The following is a 16447-nucleotide window of genomic DNA, read 5'->3' on the forward strand; positions in this document are numbered from 1 at the left end:
GTCAGATCTCCACCCGTCCGTCGCGCATCGCGATCTGCCGCGGCAGCGACGCCGCGATCTCCCGGTCGTGCGTGATGACCACCACCGCGGTTCCGGCCGCGTGGAGTTCGCGCAGCAGCGCCATGACGCCGCGGCCGGATGCCGTGTCGAGGTTGCCCGTCGGTTCGTCGGCGAGCAGCAGCACCGGATCGCCCGCCACGGCGCGGGCGATGGCGACGCGTTGCCGTTGCCCGCCGGAGAGTTCGTGCGGCACGTGGTCGAGCCGGTCGCCGAGGCCGACGCGTTCGAGGGTGGCTCGGGCGATGCGGCGGCGCTCGTGCGGCGAGAATCCCACCCCAGGGGGCCGTCACCGTCGGGACCGAAACCGCCGAGGCCCCGACGACGGGGAACCCGGTGCTGTTGGAACGCCTCGTGCAAAACCTCGTCGAGAACGGGATAAGGCACAACACACCCGAAGGCGGTTGGGTACGCGTCACGAGCCGCACCGACGCCGACGGATCGGCAATCGTCGAGGTCACCAACACCGGACCGGCCGTGCCGAAGTACGAAGTCCCTTCGCTCTTCGAGCCGTTCCGCCGTCTCGGCGCCGAACGCCTGGCAACCCGAGCACCCGGCGCCGGCCTCGGTCTGTCGATCGTCCGCGCCGTGGCCCGTGCCCACGGCGGCGAGGTCCACGCCGAACCCCGAGAGGGCGGCGGATTGACGGTCACCGTCACCCTCCCGGCCGCCCAGGAACCCGGCGACGGCGCCCCCGCACCCTGACAACCCTCCGGCACAAGTCTCGCGAGCCGGGCCGGTTCACGGCGACCCGGCCCTGCCGCGAGCCGGACCGGGACGCCGAACGCGACGGGCGGCGCCTGCACGGCAGCGGCCGACGCCGGATCCGGCGCGGCGGCAGGTGAAACGGGTCGTGGCGTGGCGGACGGCGTGAGAGTCCTCGACACCGCCGGATGACGCACGCCGGTGAAGCCACTCCACCACCCCCACCAAGCACCGCCCGCCCCGCACGCGCATGCGGCAGACACACCCCGCCCCCGTCGGCTCGGCTTGGACTCCGTCCACCGCAGGGCAGCCGTCGGGCGGCCCGATCACCCGATGTCGCGCCGGCCAGGACGAGCCCAGCGCGGAACAACACGTGACGCCGGCCGGGTCTGGCCCGACGCCGCCCTGACCCGGCCCTCCGCCTGACGGCACCCGCGTGGTCGAGAGCGGACCGAGAGCGGACCGAGAGATCGTCGAGAGCGCCACAGCGCAGGGTGGCAATCACTACGAATCGAGCACGACGCGCACCAAGCAGCAGAGACCGAGCACCCAAGACCAAGGAAGATCATCGATGTCATCGATCGCTCCCGAGACGCCTTCCCGAAAGGCCGGGCCCCGGGAATGGCTGGGGCTCGCGGTACTGGCCCTTCCCACGCTGCTGATATCCCTCGATCAGAGTGTGCTGTACCTGGCGCTGCCGCATCTCGCCGAGGACTTGCGGCCCACCGGCACCCAAACGTTGTGGATCATGGACATCTACGGCTTTCTGATCGCCGGCTTTCTCATCACCATGGGCGCGCTGGGAGATCGGATCGGTCGCCGCAGGCTGCTGATGATCGGCGCCACGGCAGTGGGCCTCACCTCCGTCGCGGCTGCCTACTCCACCAGCGCGGAAGCCTTGATCGTCACCCGTGCGCTGCTCGGCGTCGCCGCCGCCACGCTGATGCCGTCCACGCTCGCCCTCATCGGCACCATGTTCCACGACCCGTACGAGCGCGGCCGCGCCATCGCGGTATGGGCCGGTTGCTTCATGGGGGGCACGGCCCTGGGCCCGGCGATCGGCGGCGTGATGCTGGAGTTCTTCTGGTGGGGCTCGGTGTTCCTGCTCGGTGTGCCCGTCATGGCGGTGCTGCTGATCGTCGCGCCCCTCGTCCTGCCCGAGTACAAGAATGCCGAGGCCGGCCGGATCGACCTCTTCAGTGTGGTGCTGTCGCTGGCATCGATCCTGTCGATCATCCACGGGCTGAAGGAGCTTGCCCGTTACGGCTTCGCGCCGGCCCCGGTCGCCGCGATCGGCGTCGGTATCGCCGTCGGCGTCCTGTTCGTGTCGCGACAGCGCAAGTTGGCCGAGCCGCTGCTGGACCTGAATCTCTTCAAGGTCGGCGCGTTCACCGCCGCACTGTTGATTCTGATGGTCTCGATGCTGGCCACCGGCGGCGGCTACCTCTTCATCTCCGGCTTCCTCCAGATGGTGGAGGGACTCTCGCCGATGGAGGCGGGGTTGTGGATGGTGCCGTCGGCGATTGCATCGGTCATCGCCGCGCAACTGGCGCCGGTGCTCGCGAAACGGCATCCGCTCGGCACCGTCATCGGGGTGGGTCTGCTCATCGGCACGATCGGCTACCTGATGCTCGTCTTCGTCGATCCCGTCGGCGGACTGCCGCTGCTGATGGGCGCGTTCGTGATCATCTTCATCGGCGTCGGGACCTTCGGCGCGCTCGGCACCACCCTGGTCGTCGGGTCCGTGCCGCCGGAGCGGGGCGGCTCCGCGGCGGCCCTCTCCTCCATCTGCGGCGACCTGGGAAACGCGCTCGGCGTCGCCACACTCGGCAGCCTCGGCGCGGCCGTGTACCGCGACTCGCTCGACCTGCCCGCCGACACCACGCCCGGCGCCGCCGATGCCGCGAAGGCAAGCATGGAGAACGCCGTCACCGCCGCCCGGGACCTGCCCGCCGAGCCTTCCGAGAACCTGCTGGCCGCCGCCGCGCAGGCCTACACCAACGGGCTGAACGTCATCGGTGTCGCGTGCGCCGTCGTCACCGCGACCAGCGCGGCCCTCGCCCTCGCCATGCTGCGCAAGAGCCGCGGCGCCACACCCTCGGACAACGCTGCGCCGGAGCGGAACGCGAAGTCCGAGGCCGCCGAGAACTCGCTGTCGAGCACCTGACAACCCTTCGGAATTTGGAGATCCATCATGACGACACTGGTTACGGGCGCCACCGGGAACACCGGTCGGCACGTCGTGGCAGAGCTGGTCCGACGCGGCGAGCGTGTCCGGGCACTGACGCGGAACCCGGCCGCCGCGGAGGGACGGTTTCCGCCGGGCACGGAGTTGGTGACCGGCACCCACACGGCTCCGCGGGAGTTGGCCGGCGCCCTCGACGGCGTCAGCCGGTTGCACATCACCGTGACGGCGGGACTCACCGAGGTCGGGCCCGAGTTGGTGCGGCGGGCGGTCGACGCGGGCGTACGACGCATCACCGTGGTCTGGGGCGGCGGGGTGGGGCCGGTCGAGCAGGCCGTGGCGGATTCGGGTGTGGAGTGGACACGCCTGGAACCGCAGGAGTTCATGTCCAACACATTGACCTGGATCGAGTCGATCCGGGCCGAGGGCGTCGTGCGGGAGCCCTACGACTTTCCCGGCGCGCTCGTGCACGAGGCCGACATCGGCGCGGTGGCCGCGGCCGCGCTGCTCGACGAGGGGCATGCGGGGCGCGCGTACAACCTCACCGGGCCCGAAGTCCTGACCTCGCGCGAACGGCTCGCCATCCTGTCCCGGGCGATAGGCCGCGACGTGACCTTTGTCCGGATCACCCACCGGCAGGCGGTCGACAGGTTGATCGCCGACGGCGTGTCCCGTGCGGACGCCGAATACGTCGTCGACTGGTACGCGTCTTCGAGCGCGGACTCCAAGACCGTGGTCGACACCGTCGAGCGGGTGACCGGTCGCCCGGCGCGCACGTTCGCCGAGTGGGTGACCGAACACACCGACCGCTTCAAGGCGCCGCCCCGGACCACCGCCGGCAATTGACTCGGCAACGGCCTGGTGCGCGGCCTCCGAACGACACGACGGAGAAGCGGCGCGCGCGGCCGGCGGGTGCGCCCGCCGGCCGCGGTCGGCGGAGCGGACGGGATCGCGGGCGAGGCGATCGCCGCCCCGGACTTCGGCCGGTGGTGCTCCCACGAGGAGAAGGGACGGACTGTCCAAGGGCGTCGGCCGCGCGTCAGTCGACGGGCTGCCAGACGGCGAGTTCGCTCCCGCCCGGTTCGCGGAAGTGGAAGCGGCGTCCGCCGGGAAAGTCGAACGCCTCGACGGTGACCACCCCGCCCGCGGCCACGACCGCGGTCCGGGCCGCGTCCAGGTCGTCGGTGCGCACCACGACGAGCGCCACGGCCGTCCGCTGGTCGGGGTCCGCCTGGACACCGACGCCGATCCCGGCTCCGCCGACGTCGGTGTAGGTGGGACCGTAGGGGGTGGACGTCCACCCGAACGCATCCCGGAAGAACGTGCCGGTGGCGGCTGCCGAGTCGGAGGGGAACTCGACGAAGTCGACGGTGTACATGGCATCCACCCCAGCCGGGGAGGCCGACCGCTCTCCGAATCAGCCTGACCCGTCAGCCTCGCAGGTCGGACAAGTCCTCGACGCTGAGAGTGAGGTCGTTCGCCGCGAGGTTCTCCTCCAGATGATCCAGCGAGCCCGTGCCGGGAATCAACAGCACCGACGGCGACTCCGCCAACAGCGCGGCGATCGCGACCTGCGCGGTAGTCGCGCCCACGCGTGCCGCGACCTCGCCGAGCCGTTCGGCGTCGAGTGGGCCGCTGCCGACGCCACCGCCGAGTGGGAAGTACGGTACATACGCGATGCCCGCTTCCTCGCTGTCCGCCGGCAGGACCGCGTCGTCGCCGTGCCGGTTCTGCACCGCCGCGACGGGCGCGATCCCCCGGGCCTCCGCCAACTGGGCGGCGTCGACGTTACTGACACCCAGGTTCCGGATCAGCCCTTCCGCGCGGAGCTCGGCCAGAACCGCGAACCGTTCGGCGATCGACTCGCCGCCCGGTCCGCTCATCCCGCCGACCCGCAGATAGACCAGGTCGAGCCGGTCGAGACCCAGGGAGCGCAGATCCGCCTCGACCAGGCCGCGGAGCTGATCGGCCGTCGCCTGCCCGCTCGGCACGCCGTTCGGTCCGCGCAACGGCCCCACCTTCGTCGCGATCACCAGGTCGTCACGGTATGGGGCCAAGGCCCTGTGGATCAGCTCGTTGGCCCACACCGAGTCCCTGCCGTAGAAGCCGGCCGTGTCGATGTGGTTCACGCCCAGCTCCACTGCCCGGCGAAGCACCGCGATTCCGGTCTCGGGGTCTCGCGCCGGACCGGCGAAGGTACCCATCGCCAGGCGCATCGCGCCGAAGCCCAGCCGGTTGATCGTCAGTTGCCCGCCGAGGGAGAAAGTCTTGATCGTCATGGCACCCATGGTGTCCGCCGCCACGACACCCGGCGAGCTCGTGGCAGCAAGCTGCCACACTGGCCGGATGCGGAACGAAGAAGTGTTCTCGGTACGCGGAGACGCGGAGCTGACCGCGCGCGCGGGTCATCTCTTCGAGTCCGCGCGGACCGAATTCCTGTGCGCCGCCCGGGACCTCAAGACCTGGTCGCACCCGGGCGCCAGAGCCGCGGTCCGCAATCGCATGCGCGCCGCGGATCCCGCCGCGTTCGTCCCTCGGAAGCTGCTCAGCCCGGTGGCACTCGCCGACGAGGAGGCCCGCGCGCACCTGCGGCTGGTGCGGAGCCAGGGCGCTCTCGTTCGGATCAGCCGTTCACCGCTGCCGCACGAGACCATCCTCATCGACCGGCGGGTGATGATTCTCGCCGGCCCGGAGACCCCCACCGGCCGCGAGTACACGGTGACGACGTCGCGGATCCTGGTCGACGGCGTGCACTCGCTGTTCCGGGCGATCTGGGACACCGCCGTCGATCTCGAAACGTACCTGCACAGCGAAGTCCCGCACCTCGACGCCGACGGCCGCCGGATCCTCGAAGCCCTCGGCTCGGGCCTCACCGACGCATCGGCGGCCAAACACCTCGGCGTCTCGCTGCGCACCTACCGGCGGCGCGTGGCCGAACTGATGGCCGGACTCGAGGCCGACTCCCGCTTCCAGGCCGGACTGCGAGCCGGCGAACTGGGGTTGTCCCGCTGAATCCCTGATGATCGCGGCCCTTCGGCGATCGAAACGACGCGGCGTAGCGGCGGGCCGATCGGGGCCGGCCCTCGTTCCGAACGCCCGCGACCCCCCTTCCCGACTGTTCAGTGTCGACTGTATTGTTCAGCGCATGATGACTGTTTCGGCGCAGGGTGAGGTGTTGGCTCGTTTCGGTCACGCACTCTCGGACCCCACGCGCTCGCGCCTGTTGCTGGCGTTGCGCGAGGGCCCGGCCTATCCGAGTGAACTCGCCGACGCCCTGGGCGTATCGCGCACGAACCTGTCCAACCACCTGACGTGTCTGCGCGGTTGCGGCCTGGTCGTCGCGATCCCCGAGGGACGTCGATTGCGCTACGAGTTGGCCGACCCACGGCTCGCGCACGCGCTCGGCGACCTGTTGGGCGTCGTCCTGGCGGTGGACCCGGCCGCGGCGTGCCCGGACGCCGAGGCGAAGGGCTGCTGCCCGTGACCGCGATATCCCTGGAGCCCTCCCCCGCCCGCCGCGATGCGCTCGCCCAGCGAATACGGCTCCTGGTCGCCGCCACCATCACCTACAACGTGATCGAGGCCGTCGTCGCGATCACCGCCGGGACGCTCGCCTCCTCCACCGCACTGGTCGGCTTCGGCCTCGACTCCGTCATCGAGGTCTCCTCGGCGGCAGCGGTCGCCTGGCAGTTCTCCGCCCGCGAGCACGCGGTGCGCGAAGCGCGCGAGCAGCGCACCCTGCGGATCATCGCCGTGTCCTTCTTCGCGCTCGCCGCCTATGTCGGCGTCGACGCCGTCCGCGCCCTGGCCGGTACCGGCGAGGCGGAGCGCTCCCTGCCGGGCATCGTCATCGCCGCGCTCTCGCTCGCGGTCATGCCGTTCCTGTCCGCCGCGCAGCGCCGCGCCGGCCGCGAACTCGGCTCGGCCAGCGCGGTCGCCGACTCGAAGCAGACCCTGCTGTGCACGTACCTGTCCGCCGTGCTCCTGGTCGGCCTGGTCCTCAACGCCACCCTCGGCTGGTCCTGGGCCGACCCCGTCGCAGCGCTGGCGATCGCCGCCATCGCCGCGAAGGAAGGCCGCGACGCCTGGCAGGGCAAGGGCTGCTGCGCGCCCCCGCCCGCCGAACTCCCCACCCGGCGACAGCAGAAGGACGCCTGCGGCTGCCAACCCGGCTGCGCCTGCTGCACCTGAACACCCATCGCGCCACCCCGGCGGCCACCGCGACGCCCGCCTCCAACCCCGCCTCCCCAAAACCCTCCTACGGCCCGAGGCCCGGATCGTGCTCCTGGACGCGGGCCGCCACCAACCCCACGCACCCGCGGCCGACCCCGGCCGGGCAGCGCGAACGGTGGGTCGGCACCCGGCAGGATGGAGGTGTTCGAACCGGCCGGTTCGCGCGGTGGTTCGGATCGGGTCCGGGAGTGTTCGGGTGTCACAGCAGGAGCCACGGGAGCCGGTCGCGGTCATGGAGGACCACCAAGTCGCGATCTACCTGGGGGCGATGGCGGCCGGCGGCCTCGCCGGGTGGGTGTCGCCGTCGATGGGTCCGGGGCTGGAACACGCGATCAATCCGGTCCTGGCCGCACTGCTGTTCGTGACGTTCCTCCAGGTCCCCGCCGCCGAACTGGTGCGCGCCCTGCGCGCGGGCCGATTCCTGGCCGCCGCACTGACCGTGAACTTCGCCGTCGTGCCCCTGGTGGTCGCGGCGATGTTCGCGTTCCTGCCCGACGACCGGGCCGTCCGCATCGGCGTGCTCCTGGTCCTGCTGTGCCCGTGCGTGGACTACGTGATCGTCTTCAGCGGCCTCGCCGGCGCCGACAAGGGACGCCTTCTCGCCGCCACCCCCCTGCTCCTGCTCGCCCAGATGCTCCTGCTCCCACTGTTCCTGCTCCTGTTCATGGGCTCCGAACTCGCCGACACCGTCGAGGCGGGACCGTTCGTCGAGGCGTTCGTCGTCTTGATCGTCATCCCCCTGGCCCTCGCCTGGGCCACCCAGGCATGGGCCGCGCGACGACGCGCCGGGCAACGTTTCACCGACGCCGCGAACACCACGATGGTGCCGCTGATGGCCGCCACCCTGTTCGTCGTGGTCGCCTCCCAGATCCCCAGGCTTGACGACGACCTCGGCCCGGTCCTGCGGGTGGTGCCCTTCTACGTACTGTTCCTGGTCGTGATGGCGTTCGCCGGACTCGCGATCGCGCGGCTGTTCCGCCTGGACGTGCCCGCAGGACGGGCCGTCGTCTTCACCGGCGCGACCCGCAACTCCCTCGTCGTGCTCCCCCTGGCCCTGTCCCTGCCCGACCGCCTCGCCCTCGCCGCGCTCGTCGTCGTCACCCAGACCCTGGTCGAGGTCGTCGGCATGGTCGTCTACGTCCGCACGATCCCCAAATTCCTGCCAACCCACTGACAGCCCCCCGAACCTCCGAACGCCCGAACGTCCCCAGCGGCGGCACTCGGCGCGACGTGAGAACCGCCCCGCCGGGATCTCAGCCGGCGGCTCACGTATCGCATACGTTCGGTGACATCCGTGGAGTTGGGCCGCCGGCGGGCCCGGGTTGCCAATCATTATCAAAACAACCCAAGATCGACTTTAGGGAATTTAGGAGACTTTCCCTTGATAAAGGGAAAAGGAAACGGTCAATTTGGTAAAGACTTGGCAATGCAGAGATCACTGATGATGACCGTGACACTCCTGTGACTAAAGTTCAACGAAAGGCGATCGGTTCCACGTCGACCATCCCGTTCGACACGATCGCCACCGCCGAATTCGGGGACGCGTTTCGGTGACTGTGGGTGACCGCAGTCGTCGCGACGAGAAGCCGGAACCGGGGACCCTCGCAGTCCCTGGGGTGAATCGGTGCTCCGGCACCGTAGGGCGCCTTCTTCCGCCCGAACCCGTCAGCCAACCCGGTAGGCGGCCGAGGAAGGAGACCCGCCACCAATGGCGTCGCAACGTCGTTCCGGGCACCACAGCAAGCCCAAACCGCGCACCGTCGCGCGTACCGCGGCGACCGTCGTCACAGCCGCCGCGACGATGACCGGCGTAATGACCTTCGCCGGCACCGCGAGCGCGGATCCCGCGCAGTCGTTCCAGCAGACCAAGGAACGCGTCAACCAACTGCACAGCGACGTGATCAAGGCCACCGACGCCGCCAACGGCGTCGACGAGCAGATCACCAAGCAACAGGCCACCGCGAACCAGACGCAGACCCGGATCGCCGAGGAACAGGCCGCGCTGAACGCCCTGCGCGACCAGATCGGTGTCCTGGCGGCCAACCAGTACCGCAGCGGCGGCCTGCCGCCGTCGCTCTCGCTCGCGCTCAGCGGCGACCCCGAAGGCTTCCTGCAGAAGTCGCAGATGATGTCCCAGCTCGACGGCCAACAGGCCGCCAAGCTGAAGCAGATCGCGGCGCAGGCCCGAGCTCTCCAGCAGGACCGCACCGAGGCCTCCTCGCAGCTCGCGGAACTGGAGAAGCTGCGCACCGAGCTGAACAAGAACAAGACCGAGATCCAGACCAAGCTCGCCGAGGCCCAACGACTGCTGAACACGCTCAGCGAGAAGCAGAAGAAGGAAGTCCTCGACTCGAACGAGCACAAGAACGACGCCGCTCCACGCGGCGACACCGACCGCAGCTCGCGGGACAAGCCGGACACACCGCCGCCGGCGACCAACGTCCCCGTCTCCGGCCGGGCCGCGGCCGCGGTCGCGTTCGCGAAGGCCCAGATCGGCAAGCCGTACTCGCCTCGGGCCGTGGGTCCCAGCTCCTACGACTGCTCGGGACTGACCCAGGCTTCGTGGAAGGCCGCCAACGTCTCGCTGAGCCGCACCACTTGGACCCAGGTCAACGACGGCCCGCGGATCTCCAAGGACGCGCTGCAGCCGGGCGACCTGGTGTTCTACTACTCGGACAACTCGCACGTGGGCATCTACATCGGCGGCGGCCAGATCGTGCACGCCCCGCGGCCGGGCAAGAACGTGACCATAGCGCCGGTCTTCTCGATGGAGTTCTACGCGGCCGTTCGACCCGGTTAGGCCCATCGGCCGTTCGACCCGGTCAGGCCGATCGGCCGCGCGCCGATCCCTCCACAGCGTCCTCTCCCGGACACGTTCCGACAGGCCCGCTCGGCGAGCATCGGCCGTGAGCGTGCGCGCATCAGGACAGCCGCGAGGTCCGTACCGACCCGCGGCTGTCCAGCCCACGTCGGTCGACGCCGAAGTCCGCGCGCGGCCACGCCGATCGAACACGCGAGGCTGCCGAGGGACGTCCGGAACCCCTGCCATGGTCGACCCCGGCGTGGCGAAGCCCGGACGGCTCCCGGCAGTTGGCCGGGCCGGCGCCTACCCCTGTACCTGCCCCGTGCCCCCGTGCCCCGTGTCGGTCCCGCTGCTCGCCCCACGCGCATGCCCCGAACCGGCCCTCCCGGCACGGACGACGCCAGGCCGTCCCCACCGCGCCACCATGTTCCGCGATCGGGGAACCGGTCGCCGAGCGCCGACGTCACATCACCATGGCCGAGTCGAATGCACGACCACCCGCCACCCGGACGATCATCGTCGTCGCCGCCTCACTGATCGCCGCCGCCTGCCTCGGGATCGGACTGTGGCTCCTGCTCGCAGGAGACGACGACGACAATCCCACGGCGGGAGAGCCGATCCGAACGGCGTCCGATACCCCGGTCACCGCATCGGTCGGCACTCCCGTCGCCTCACCCTCCGCCGGCTCCACCGGAACTCCGGTCACCCCGAGCGCTACGCCGCCGGGCACCACTTCACCCGGCACCCGACCACCCGCCACACCCACCGACGGCCGCCTCGACACGCGGACCATCTCCTTCGCCGACGCCCGCGGCCTCCCCAAGGTGTTCGCCATCGCCGAATCGGCGACACAGGATGCGGACGTCCTGGCAGGCCTGTTCACCGGGGCCCCGACCAAGCGGCCTGCGGAGCCCGTCCCCGCAACCGACTTCGCCCACAACGTCGTGATCTCCGTGACCATCGACGCGGGTTGCCTCGACCCCGAGGGCGCCCGGCTGTACGCGAACGGGAACCGGCTCAGGCTCGACGTACGCTTCCCCGATCGCAACACCCCACCGGAATGCCTCGCTCCGTACATCCGGCTCGCGCGCTTCGAGGTCCCGCGCGCATCCGTGCCGAACCGGCCGGTCCTGGACGGCAGAACACCGGCGATCCCGCCCGCGAACACCCGCTCCTGACACGAGCGTTGCACCCGTGCACGGGCGGCGACCCGGAAACACGCCGGCTGGCATCGCCAACCCCGGGCCGTGCGCGGCGAGATGGTCGGCGAGCGCGGTCGGCTCTGCTGCCGCGTCGCCCGAACCGTTTGGTCCCGTTCGCCGTGACGATCACGCGGCATTGCCATCGTGAGGCTGCCGGGGCGTGAGGTGTCGACGTAGACGAGGTGGCAATCCTCGGCGGCGCAGCTACGGATGCGGTCCGCGAAGGGCCCGGTCTGCGACTCGACCGCGTCCCGGGCGACGGTGGCCGCCAGGTGCGTGCCGCCATGGGTTTCAACCCACTGCCGCTTCCCGGTCGGCCCGATGGCGGGGGCCAGTACCGCGACTGCGACCGCGACTTCGGCATGCGAGGCTCGCCCTTCGAAACGACGAGGCCGGCACCCGCCGCTCGCGTCGCGGGAACCCACCCCGACGTCCCCACGAGACTTCTAGGCTGAGCCGGTGACTTCACCGTTTGCGGTTTCCAGGGAAGAACAGCGGTTCGTCGACGCGGCGCGGGATCTGGCCCGGCAGTTCGCAGCGACGGCGGACCGGCACGATCATGAGGCCACCCTCCCGGTCGCCAATCTGACGGCGTTACACGAGGCCGGCTTGGACCTGGCCGCGATGCCCCGGGAGCGAGGCGGTTCCGGGCTGTCCTACCAGGCGCTCGGAGAGATCCTCGGCATCATCGGCAAGGCGTGCCCGTCGACGGCGTGCGTCTGGATGATGCATCTGGGCTCGGCACAGGCGCTGGTCGGGTACGGACCGCAGTTCTACGCGGAGGAGTTGGCGGCGGGCAAACGGTTCGCGAACGCGCTGTCGGAGCCTACCGGCGGGAACCTCTTCCTGATGCCGCTCCAGCGGGCCGAACCGGTGGACGGCGGATTCGAACTGGACGGCGCGAAGCGGTTCGTGTCCGGGTGCGAGATCGCGGACCACTTCCTCGTCAACGCGCTGCTCGACGACGGACCGGCGTTCTTCGGGGTGAGCCGGGACGACAGCATCGAGATGGTGTCGATCTGGGACTCGATGGGCCTGCGCGGCACCCGCAGCCAGTTGGTGAACTTCCGCAACACCCTGCTGCGGCGAGAAAACCGATGTCGGATCGTCGACCCGACGGCGCCGAACATCATCGCGCTCGGCCTGCCGTGGCTGTCGATCGGCATCGCCGAGGCCGCGCTCGACGCGGCGACCGACCATGCCCGCAAACGTGTCGTGCCGAGTACCGGCAAACCTGTCGGCGACATGCAATGGGTCCATTTCGACGCCGCCGACGCCCACGTAAAGCTCCTGGCCGCACGCACCCTCGCGGAACGGTCCATGTGGCTCGCCGACCGGAACGCGCCGGGCGCCCTCGTCGCCGCCGTGGAAGCGAAGCTCTACGCCAACGAAGTGGCGAAATCGATCGCGGAGTTCGGGCTCCGGGTCGGCGGCGGCTCGGGCTTTCTGCGATCCTCCCCGATCCAGCGACACTTCCGCGACGCCCAGGCCGGCGCACTGATGGCCTTCTCGGTCGAGGTCTGCCGGGACATGATCGGCAAGGGCCTGCTGACCGGCGGCGAGCAGCCCTGAGACTCCGCCGCCCACCGCCGCCCACCGCCGGGCGGTGGCGGGCGGTGGCGGGCGGCTATGGCGACCAGCGCCCACCGCCGACGGCCCACAGCACGTACCAGACGGTGGCGGCGACGAACAGCGCGACGAACACGATCAGGCCGGCCAGGCCGCCCCGGGTCTCGCGTACCGCCGCTCGGGAGGGCCTCCTGGGGTCGTAGTGCACCGTGCACGGGTCGCCGACCCGGGTGTGCTCGGTGGCGGGCCCCTTGACCGTGCGTTCCTCGCTGCCGGGGACCGAGAAACGCACGTGGGAGGTGTAGACCCAATAGCCGCCCACCTCGCCGTCCATCCACTTGCGGTCGACCCGCGTCACGACTCCCGGCACGGCGACCCCGCGGCGCAGCAGCCTGAGCTGAAGCACGACCCGGGCGACTCCGGACAGCGAGCAGAGCACCAGGAGACCGCCGGCCGAGGCGGTCGGTGACCGCGTGAAGCCGTAGTACAGCCCCCAGGCGAGCAGCACCAGCAGGCCGACGACCACGGGGAAGAGCGCGCAGGCCATGCCGATGCCCAGCACTTTGGACCCGCCGCTCGCCGGCCGTCCGCTCGGACGATCAAGGTTCCATCGCATGCCCGACCCCGATTCGCTTCGACAGTACGGGAGTTCGCGTCCTGCCGCGCCCGACCGGGGCAAGTCGGGACGGGCATCCTCACGGCCGCGTTCGACACCCCCGATCACGTCTCGAACACATGTTCGGCTCAATGGAGTATCGTGGCGGAATGTCGGATTGTCTCCAGGGATCGCTCTTCGACCAGAGCGACGTCATCCGGGTCGGGCCGCCGCGCGGCCTGCGACGCACCGTGCTGGGCGACGGCGCCTGGATCGACGAGCTGCCGGGCTGGGTCGCCGGCGCGGACGCGTTGTTCGCCGCGCTGGCCGAGAGCGTCCCGTGGCGGGCCGAGCGTCGGCGCATGTACGAACGGGTGGTCGACGTTCCTCGCCTGCTCGCCTACTACGGCGCCGCCGACGAGCTGCCCCATCCCTCCCTCGCCGAGGCGCGCGACCGGCTCTCCGAGCACTACGCGGCGGAACTCGGCGAGCCCTTCGTCAGCGCGGGACTGTGCCTGTACCGCGACGGCCACGACAGCGTCGCCTGGCACGGCGACCGCAACGGCCGCGGAGCCCGCGAGAACACCATGGTCGCCATCGCGTCCGTCGGCACTCCGCGAGACCTCCTGCTCCGCCCGCGCGGTGGCGGTGAAACGGTACGGCGCCCACTCGGCCACGGCGACCTGATCGTCATGGGCGGCACCTGCCAGCGCACGTGGGAGCACGCGATCCCCAAGACGACCAGGGCCACGGGGCCGCGAATCAGCATCCAGTTCCGGCCACGCGGCATCGGCTGACCGGCGGCGACCCGGCCGCCACGGGCACCGAGCACCGCCTTTCGACCTCACCGTGCGGCGAGGTCGAAAGGCGGACGGGCCTACTGCTGTGGATGCTCGCCGGGTGTGCCGTCGGGGTGCGCGAGAGGGGTGGGGGAAAGGTCGCTGCTCTCCTCGCCGGGTTCCAGGAGTGTGCCGGCGGCGCCGACGATGAGCGGGTCGGGTACCCCGATCGCCGCCTCGTCCTTGGCGGGGTAGTCCAGGCGCGTCAGCAGGCTGCGCATGGCTTCGAGCCGACCGCGCCGTTTGTCGTTGGTCTTGACCACCGTCCACGGCGCGTGCTCGGTGTCGGTCGCCCGGAACATGTCGACCTTGGCCTTCGTGTAGTCGTCCCAGCGGTCCAGCGACCGCAGATCGACCGGGGAGAGCTTCCACTGGCGCACCGGGTCGACCTGGCGGATCGCAAAGCGTGTACGTTGCTCGGCCCGCGAGACGGAGAACCAGAATTTCACCAGCAGGACCCCGTCCTCCACGAGCATCCGCTCGAAAGCCGGACACTGGGCGAGAAAGAGCCGATGCTGCTCTTCGGTGCAAAATCCCATCACCGGTTCGACGCCGGCCCGGTTGTACCAGGACCGGTCGAAGAACACGATCTCCCCGCCCGCGGGAAGATGCCCGGTGTACCGCTGGAAGTACCACTGGGACGCCTCGCGCTCGGTGGGTGTGCCGAGGGCCACGACCCGAGCACCACGCGGGTTCAGGCGCTCGGTGAATCGCTGGATCGTGCCCCCTTTGCCCGCGGCGTCCCTGCCCTCGCAGATCACCACCAACCGCTGTCCGGTCTCCTTGACCCACCGCTGGAGCTTCAGCAGCTCGATCTGAAGCACCCGCTTGGCACGCTCGTACTCCACCCGGCGGATCTTGCGCTGGTACGGAAAATTCTCCCGCCAGGTCCGGAGGGGCTGTCCCCTCGCATCCAGCAGCACGGGCTGCTCCGGCCTGCTGGAATCCACGGTCAGACCCGTGAGCAACTCCGGCTCTCGGCCGCTGTCGACGTCTCCGGTATTCACACCCTGCCTGTGCCCGCCTGACCGGCTCGTACGCGGGCCGGCAGTCGGATGATGATGTTCCGCACATCCGGGAGCGGGCCGACGACCAGGAGGTCGGCGTACGTCGATGCCGGTGTTTCGGTGTTCGGCGGCGGAACCCCGGCGCACCACGCGCGGGGTTTCGGGCCCGGAGGTCGGCCGGGGCCGGTGGCGCCGCACGAGGCGGTCGGTGACCGAGCCTGCGCGGGGCAGGGCGACCCAACCGAGCGCTTCGAACCGGCGCCCGCCACGGGAAGTCGTCGTCCGCCGCGTCCTCAGGTGCCCGGATCCGGTTGCACCGGCTCGGGCAAGTGGGCGCGGACCGCCTCCAGTTGGGCGGCGAACGCCAGGCCCAGAAAGAGGGCGATCGAGGTCAGGTAGGCCCACAGGATCAAGGACACGAACGCACTGAGGGGGCCGTACACCGAGTCGAAGGAGCCGCTGAGCCGAATGTAGAGGCCGAGCAGCCACGACAGCAGCACCCACAGCACCAGGTACACGGCCGCCCCGAACGCCAGCCAGGTGAAGCCGGGTTGGCGACGGCGCGGCGACCACCGGAACACCGCGGACGCGGAGATCAGCGCGAGCGCGACGCCCACCGGCCAGCACAGGATGCCCCACACCGTGCGCTGCGTATCGCTCCAGCCGTATACGTCGGCGGCGGCCCCGACGATGTCGCGGCCGGCCACGGTCAACAGCACGCCGAGGCCGATCGGGATGCCGACCACCACGGTCATCACGGCGGCCCGGCCATACTTGCGGAGGAACGGGCGATCACGCTCGACGCCGTAGATGCGGTTCGCGCCGCGCTCGATCTGGCTCATCGCGGTCGCGACGTTGACCAGCGAGAACACCAGTCCCAGGGACAGCGCGACCGCGCTGCCCTCGCCCGCGTCGCGCAGCGTGTCCTGCACGACGGCCGAACTGGGGCCGGTGGACAGCCGGGCGAGCACGGCGGAGACGAACCGGCCGAATTTGTCGGTGTGCAGGACCCGGGAGAGTCCGACGACGGCGATCGCGAACGGCAGTACCGACAGCACCGTCTGGAGCGCGAGCGCGCGGGAGTGGGTGAACCCGTCCGCATAGCGAAAGCGCACGAACGCGTTCCTGACCAGTGTCCAGCCGCCGTACCGGCGCAATGTCAACCACGCCTCGTCGGCGGAGAGTTCCTCGCCCTTCATGTCCCGCGTCTGTGGAACTCGTTTCGCTGTGCCCATGCACCGCTTCTGCCCGC

The 16447-nt window shown here is 70.5% G+C and carries 16 protein-coding genes, 2 pseudogenes and 1 riboswitch; of the genes and pseudogenes, 11 read left to right on the plus strand and 7 right to left on the minus strand.

The window, feature by feature from the left end:
• Position 1: 1 nt before the first annotated feature.
• Positions 2-331: pseudogene (locus tag OG948_RS40425) on the minus strand (ABC transporter ATP-binding protein); the annotation flags it as partial.
• Between the two features lie 62 nt (positions 332-393).
• Here OG948_RS40425 and OG948_RS40430 point away from each other — a divergent pair.
• From OG948_RS40430 to OG948_RS40440, 3 genes are all read left to right on the plus strand, one after another.
• Complete coding sequence (locus OG948_RS40430; RefSeq protein ID WP_406300564.1) at positions 394-762, plus strand: sensor histidine kinase; 369 nt, start codon at positions 394-396, stop codon at positions 760-762.
• Between the two features lie 571 nt (positions 763-1333).
• Positions 1334-2929, plus strand: a complete 1596-nt coding sequence (locus OG948_RS40435) for an MFS transporter (protein ID WP_331769963.1) — start codon at positions 1334-1336, stop codon at positions 2927-2929.
• 27 nt (positions 2930-2956) lie between these two features.
• Positions 2957-3793 carry an NAD(P)H-binding protein gene (locus tag OG948_RS40440; RefSeq protein WP_331769964.1) on the plus strand — a complete coding sequence of 279 codons (837 nt, stop codon included), beginning with the start codon at positions 2957-2959 and terminating at the stop codon, positions 3791-3793.
• A 193-nt stretch (positions 3794-3986) separates the two neighbouring features.
• Here OG948_RS40440 and OG948_RS40445 read toward each other — a convergent pair whose 3' ends face one another.
• Together OG948_RS40445 and OG948_RS40450 are read right to left on the minus strand one after the other, a co-directional pair.
• The gene (locus tag OG948_RS40445; RefSeq protein WP_331769965.1) at positions 3987-4325 is read right to left on the minus strand and encodes a VOC family protein; all 339 of its coding nucleotides are present in this window, start codon (positions 4323-4325) and stop codon (positions 3987-3989) included.
• 52 nt (positions 4326-4377) lie between these two features.
• On the minus strand, positions 4378-5226 hold the full coding sequence (locus OG948_RS40450) for an oxidoreductase (protein ID WP_331769966.1): 849 nt from the start codon (positions 5224-5226) through the stop codon (positions 4378-4380).
• 67 nt (positions 5227-5293) lie between these two features.
• On the opposite strand from OG948_RS40450, the gene OG948_RS40455 reads away from it, so the two are divergent.
• The 6 genes from OG948_RS40455 to OG948_RS40480 all read left to right on the plus strand — a co-directional run bounded on the left by OG948_RS40455 (position 5294) and on the right by OG948_RS40480 (position 11161).
• Positions 5294-5959 (plus strand): DNA-binding response regulator, encoded by a 666-nt coding sequence (locus tag OG948_RS40455; RefSeq protein ID WP_331769967.1) that lies wholly within the window; start codon positions 5294-5296, stop codon positions 5957-5959.
• A 136-nt stretch (positions 5960-6095) separates the two neighbouring features.
• Positions 6096-6431 (plus strand): metalloregulator ArsR/SmtB family transcription factor, encoded by a 336-nt coding sequence (locus tag OG948_RS40460; protein WP_331773463.1) that lies wholly within the window; start codon positions 6096-6098, stop codon positions 6429-6431.
• A complete protein-coding gene (locus OG948_RS40465; RefSeq protein ID WP_331769968.1) occupies positions 6428-7138 on the plus strand; it encodes a cation transporter in 711 nt (236 codons plus the stop codon). The genes OG948_RS40460 and OG948_RS40465 overlap by 4 nt, the downstream gene beginning before the upstream one ends.
• 274 nt (positions 7139-7412) lie before the next feature.
• Positions 7413-8354, plus strand: coding sequence for a bile acid:sodium symporter (locus tag OG948_RS40470; RefSeq protein ID WP_331773464.1), 942 nt, complete (start codon positions 7413-7415; stop codon positions 8352-8354).
• Positions 8355-8741: 387 nt separating this feature from the next.
• A riboswitch (cyclic di-AMP (ydaO/yuaA leader) is annotated at positions 8742-8879 on the plus strand.
• 9 nt (positions 8880-8888) lie between these two features.
• A complete protein-coding gene (locus OG948_RS40475; protein WP_331769969.1) occupies positions 8889-9980 on the plus strand; it encodes an NlpC/P60 family protein in 1092 nt (363 codons plus the stop codon).
• Positions 9981-10456: 476 nt separating this feature from the next.
• A complete protein-coding gene (locus OG948_RS40480) occupies positions 10457-11161 on the plus strand; it encodes a hypothetical protein (protein ID WP_331773664.1) in 705 nt (234 codons plus the stop codon).
• A gap of 179 nt (positions 11162-11340) precedes the next feature.
• Here the strand turns inward: OG948_RS40480 and OG948_RS40485 are convergent.
• Positions 11341-11610 (minus strand): annotated as a pseudogene (locus tag OG948_RS40485) (CGNR zinc finger domain-containing protein); the annotation flags it as partial.
• Between the two features lie 34 nt (positions 11611-11644).
• Between OG948_RS40485 and OG948_RS40490 the strand changes: the two are divergent.
• Complete coding sequence (locus OG948_RS40490; RefSeq protein ID WP_331769970.1) at positions 11645-12757, plus strand: acyl-CoA dehydrogenase family protein; 1113 nt, start codon at positions 11645-11647, stop codon at positions 12755-12757.
• A 55-nt stretch (positions 12758-12812) separates the two neighbouring features.
• On the opposite strand, the gene OG948_RS40495 is transcribed toward OG948_RS40490, so the two are convergent.
• Positions 12813-13370 carry a DUF3592 domain-containing protein gene (locus tag OG948_RS40495; RefSeq protein ID WP_331769971.1) on the minus strand — a complete coding sequence of 186 codons (558 nt, stop codon included), beginning with the start codon at positions 13368-13370 and terminating at the stop codon, positions 12813-12815.
• A 149-nt stretch (positions 13371-13519) separates the two neighbouring features.
• Here OG948_RS40495 and OG948_RS40500 point away from each other — a divergent pair, with 149 nt between their 5' ends.
• Positions 13520-14146: an alpha-ketoglutarate-dependent dioxygenase AlkB gene (locus OG948_RS40500; protein WP_331769972.1), complete on the plus strand. Its 627-nt coding sequence runs from the start codon at positions 13520-13522 to the stop codon at positions 14144-14146.
• 80 nt (positions 14147-14226) lie between these two features.
• Here OG948_RS40500 and ppk2 read toward each other — a convergent pair whose 3' ends face one another.
• On the minus strand, positions 14227-15195 hold the full coding sequence (gene ppk2 / locus OG948_RS40505; protein WP_331769973.1) for a polyphosphate kinase 2: 969 nt from the start codon (positions 15193-15195) through the stop codon (positions 14227-14229).
• Between the two features lie 293 nt (positions 15196-15488).
• Positions 15489-16430, minus strand: coding sequence for a YihY/virulence factor BrkB family protein (locus OG948_RS40510; RefSeq protein WP_331769974.1), 942 nt, complete (start codon positions 16428-16430; stop codon positions 15489-15491).
• Positions 16431-16447: the final 17 nt, after the last annotated feature.

Source organism: Embleya sp. NBC_00888 (assembly GCF_045207655.1).
In the GTDB taxonomy this organism is placed as follows: domain Bacteria; phylum Actinomycetota; class Actinomycetes; order Streptomycetales; family Streptomycetaceae; genus Embleya.

Coding starts and splice junctions, on each gene's coding strand:
- OG948_RS40435 (WP_331769963.1), top strand. CDS start 1,334: ATGTCATCGATCGCTCCCGAGACGCCTTCCCGAAAGGCCGGGCCCCGG.
- OG948_RS40440 (WP_331769964.1), top strand. CDS start 2,957: ATGACGACACTGGTTACGGGCGCCACCGGGAACACCGGTCGGCACGTC.
- OG948_RS40445 (WP_331769965.1), bottom strand. CDS start 4,325: ATGTACACCGTCGACTTCGTCGAGTTCCCCTCCGACTCGGCAGCCGCC.
- OG948_RS40450 (WP_331769966.1), bottom strand. CDS start 5,226: ATGACGATCAAGACTTTCTCCCTCGGCGGGCAACTGACGATCAACCGG.
- OG948_RS40455 (WP_331769967.1), top strand. CDS start 5,294: ATGCGGAACGAAGAAGTGTTCTCGGTACGCGGAGACGCGGAGCTGACC.
- OG948_RS40460 (WP_331773463.1), top strand. CDS start 6,096: ATGACTGTTTCGGCGCAGGGTGAGGTGTTGGCTCGTTTCGGTCACGCA.
- OG948_RS40470 (WP_331773464.1), top strand. CDS start 7,413: ATGGAGGACCACCAAGTCGCGATCTACCTGGGGGCGATGGCGGCCGGC.
- OG948_RS40475 (WP_331769969.1), top strand. CDS start 8,889: ATGGCGTCGCAACGTCGTTCCGGGCACCACAGCAAGCCCAAACCGCGC.
- OG948_RS40480 (WP_331773664.1), top strand. CDS start 10,457: ATGGCCGAGTCGAATGCACGACCACCCGCCACCCGGACGATCATCGTC.
- OG948_RS40495 (WP_331769971.1), bottom strand. CDS start 13,370: ATGCGATGGAACCTTGATCGTCCGAGCGGACGGCCGGCGAGCGGCGGG.
- OG948_RS40500 (WP_331769972.1), top strand. CDS start 13,520: ATGTCGGATTGTCTCCAGGGATCGCTCTTCGACCAGAGCGACGTCATC.
- OG948_RS40510 (WP_331769974.1), bottom strand. CDS start 16,430: ATGGGCACAGCGAAACGAGTTCCACAGACGCGGGACATGAAGGGCGAG.